General features: G+C 39.1%; 3 protein-coding genes. 2 read left to right on the forward strand and 1 reads right to left on the reverse strand.

The window, feature by feature from the left end:
• A partial coding sequence (locus ACOVO2_RS24300; RefSeq protein WP_421772461.1) for a nucleotide pyrophosphohydrolase occupies positions 1-320 on the reverse strand: 320 nt, incomplete at its 3' end.
• Positions 321-554: 234 nt separating this feature from the next.
• On the opposite strand from ACOVO2_RS24300, the gene ACOVO2_RS24305 reads away from it, so the two are divergent.
• Both ACOVO2_RS24305 and ACOVO2_RS24310 read left to right on the forward strand, forming a co-directional pair.
• Positions 555-1,577, forward strand: a complete 1,023-nt coding sequence (locus ACOVO2_RS24305; protein ID WP_421772462.1) for a M28 family peptidase — start codon at positions 555-557, stop codon at positions 1,575-1,577.
• A gap of 167 nt (positions 1,578-1,744) precedes the next feature.
• Positions 1,745-2,815 carry a branched-chain amino acid aminotransferase gene (locus ACOVO2_RS24310; protein WP_421772463.1) on the forward strand — a complete coding sequence of 357 codons (1,071 nt, stop codon included), beginning with the start codon at positions 1,745-1,747 and terminating at the stop codon, positions 2,813-2,815.

Consider the following 2,815-nt stretch of genomic DNA (forward strand, 5'->3'; position numbering starts at 1 on the left):
AGTTTTTCATTGTTTTTGTGGCGTAATAAATCACGTTTGGTTTTCTTTTCGAGATTTTTGCGGAGAGCCTCCGTGAGGTCGATACCCGTCTGATTGGCCAAACAAATCAATACAAAAAGTACATCGGCCATTTCATCGCCCAAATCTTTGTTTTTATCCGATTCCTTTTCCGACTGTTCGCCGTAGCGGCGTGCCATGATTCGAGCCACTTCGCCCACTTCTTCCATGAGCATTGCCGTATTGGTCAATTCATTAAAATATCTTACGCCAATGGTCGTAATCCATTCATCAACAATCTTTTGTGCTTCTTCTATGGTCATTTTTTATCAGCTATTAGACAATAGACAAGAGACAAAAGAGGGAAAAGAGCTTGTGAAATTTCTTTTGTCTCTTGTCTGATGTCTTGAATTCTATTTCACAAAGCTAATCAAAAAAACGATTCTTGAAATACTTAATTCGATTCAACGTTAGTAGAAAAGAATCAAAACATATAACTTTGCTCAACCACTGGCGACGCTTCGCTAATAGGTATTCGTTTTTACACAAATTTTATTATGAATTTACTAAAATACACTTGTTATTTATCTGTTTTTGCTATTTCTACGGCTTTTGTTGGTTGTAAGCAATCGGCTAGTTCGGAAGAAACTTCTACCTCAACCGAAACCGTGAAACTAGCTACCGCACCCTCATTCAACGCTGATACAGCCTATAATTATATAGCAAAACAAGTAAAATTTGGACCGAGAATTCCCAATTCGGCGGCTCACGTAAAATGTGGCGATTGGATGGCCAGTGAACTAAAAAAGCTCGGTTGTGAGGTAATTGAGCAAAAATTCAAGCCAGTAACTTACGACGGAAAAGTATTAAATGCCCGAAATATCATCGGTACGTACAATCCACAAGCTACCAAACGTATCATTTTGGCTTCGCACTGGGACACTCGACCGTTTTCGGATGATGACTCGACGGCCAAAGATAAACCTTTCGACTCGGCCAACGATGGCCCAAGTGGTGTAGCTGTTATTTTCGAGATTTTACGCACAATTCAAAATTCTGCACAAAAACCAAACATTGGCATTGATGTTGTGTTATTTGATGTAGAAGACTGGGGTCCGCCAAATAGTTATACAAAAGAAGTAACGATTCCGAACGGTGGCTGGCTGATGGGTTCTGAATATTGGTCGAGAAATTTGCATAAACCAAACTACTCGGCATATTTCGGAATTTTATTGGATATGGTCGGAGCAAAAGGAGCAACTTTCACGAAAGATAACGCTTCCATGCAATACGCTCCTGCCGTGATGAACAACGTTTGGAGCATTGCGAGTCAGTTAGGTTATAGCCAGTATTTTTTGAATCAAGATTTTGGAAATATCACCGACGACCACGTGCCTGTAAACGTCAATGCAAAAATACCGATGATTGATATTTGTGATTTACGCCCAACAACGGGTAATACTTTTGGCGATTATCACCACACTCAAAAAGATAACATGAGTATCATTGATAAAGGCACTTTAAAGGCCGTTGGACAGACAGTTTTGCAAGTTTTATATGAAGAAAGTAAGGTGCAATAAAAAAAAGATTGTCTTGACAACTATTTTTGCATTTTTCCTTGACAGTGTGGTATATTATTTGTTACTTCGCAAGTAGAAATAACTAATAAAGTCTCTATTATAGATTTTCGGATACAAAATTCTTGCGGTAGAGTAAATCAAATTGCCATTCATTCAAATTTTTTGTTATGACAGAAACACTTAACTTAGACGTGACACTGGTTGCTGAGAGCCGAATTCATCAACTTGACCCTAATAATATTGCTTTTGGGACAATATTTACTGACCACATGTTGGTCGCAGATTGTATCAACGGAGAATGGCAAACCCCAAAGATTTTGCCTTACGGAGATATTAGTTATAATCCAGCGTTGGCATCGCTTCACTACGGACAAACAATTTTTGAAGGAATGAAGGCTTTCAAAAATGAAAAAGATGAAGTCTTGATGTTCCGCCCTTTGGAAAACTTCAAGCGTTTCAATATTTCGGCTGAACGTATGTGCATGGCACAAGTTCCAGAAGAAATTTTCATCGGAGGCTTGGAAGAATTATTGAAAATTGATGCTGCTTGGGTGCCAAAAGGCGAAGATAACTCGCTTTATTTGCGTCCGTTCATGTTTGCGAGTGATGTGTATTTGGGCGTTCGTCCATCACAAAACTACCGCTTCATGATTATCATGAGTCCAGCAGGAAAATATTACTCAACTCCACCAAAAGTGAAAGTTGAAACTGAGTTTATCCGTGCTGCTCCTGGTGGTGTTGGTTCAGCCAAATGTGGTGGTAATTATGGGGCATCGTTATATCCTGCAAAATTAGCTCAAGAGCAAGGTTATACACAATTATTGTGGACAGATGCTATCGAACATAAATATTTTGAAGAGTCGGGTACGATGAACGTAATGTTTGTGAAAGATGGCAAACTCATTACGCCAAACACAAGCTCTACAATTTTGAAAGGTATCACTCGTGATACATTGCTCCAATTGGCCAAATCAATGGGCATTGAAGTTGAAGAAAGAAGAGTTTCGGTAGAAGAAATTATTTCTGGAATCGAAAGCGGAAGCGTAACCGAAGTATTTGGTGCAGGAACTGCCGTAGTGGTTTCGCCATTTGCTGCTATTGGTTTTGAAGGTAAAGATTACGCATTACCAGCAATCACTGACGATTCGATGTCAACTCGCTTGAAAAACGCTTTAAATGATATTCGTACTGGTAAAGTAGAAGATACATTTGGTTGGGTTTGGAATATTCATGCTTAA

Source organism: Emticicia sp. (assembly GCF_049241225.1).
Taxonomy (GTDB): domain Bacteria; phylum Bacteroidota; class Bacteroidia; order Cytophagales; family Spirosomataceae; genus Emticicia.

Coding starts and splice junctions, on each gene's coding strand:
- ACOVO2_RS24305 (WP_421772462.1), top strand. CDS start 555: ATGAATTTACTAAAATACACTTGTTATTTATCTGTTTTTGCTATTTCT.
- ACOVO2_RS24310 (WP_421772463.1), top strand. CDS start 1,745: ATGACAGAAACACTTAACTTAGACGTGACACTGGTTGCTGAGAGCCGA.